Consider the following 767-nt stretch of genomic DNA (forward strand, 5'->3'; position numbering starts at 1 on the left):
GGCGGCTGCGCCCAGCGCCCGCCGTCCTCCGGGGCGAACCGCGGCCGCGCGGCCGCGACCCGGCGCACGGTGGGCGCGGCGTGCAGCACCTGCCCGTCCGGCGTCTCGGCGACCGGCGCCAGCCCGTGCGCCCGCAGCGCGGCGAGCAGCTCGTGCAGCGGCGCCTGCGCGGCGAGCACGGTCGGCGCCAGCCGGACCAGCCCGAGGTCGGCGTGCCGCGGGTCCTCGGCGAGCCCGGCCAGCAGCGCGGGGTCCTCGGTGCGGACGTACGACGACGCCGCGCCGGTGCGCAGCCGCCCGTGCCGGCGGGCCGCGTCCCGGACCAGGTACTCCAGCGGCTGCGGCACCCCGCCGCGGGCGTGCGAGGCGAGGTCGGCGAGCAGGTCGTCGGCGGTGGAACCGGCGTCCAGCGCGTCCCGGACCGACTCGGGCGTGAACCGGACGGTGAGGGCGCCGCCGCGGGACTCCACCCGGGCGGACGCGTCGAGCAGCGCCTCGAGCTCCTGGCTCGGGCGGCCCGGGACGATGCCCGTGAGGTCGGCCTGGAGCAGCAGGTCGTCGACGGCCGGGGCGAGTGCGGCGCCGAGGCCGGCGGCCAGGGCGGGGCGGGGGTCGGTGTCGGGGTCCAGCAGCGCGCGGCCGGCGACCGGCAGGGCCCCCGCGCCGAGCACGCCGAGCCAGCCCGCCTCGCGCAGCACCGCGGCGACCGCCTCGAGCGGCGGCACCGACCGCGGCGTGCTCGGCCTGATGATGGCCGGCGTCCCGCA

General features: G+C 81.6%; 1 protein-coding gene. It reads right to left on the reverse strand.

Annotated elements, in window-relative coordinates; translation table 11 throughout:
- Positions 1 to 725: helicase-associated domain-containing protein (locus KVT14_RS20045; protein ID WP_308161186.1), on the reverse strand; the 725-nt coding region annotated here is incomplete at its 3' end.
- Positions 726 to 767: the final 42 nt, after the last annotated feature.

The organism is Cellulomonas sp. GbtcB1, from assembly GCF_019091725.1.
GTDB lineage: Bacteria > Actinomycetota > Actinomycetes > Actinomycetales > Cellulomonadaceae > Cellulomonas.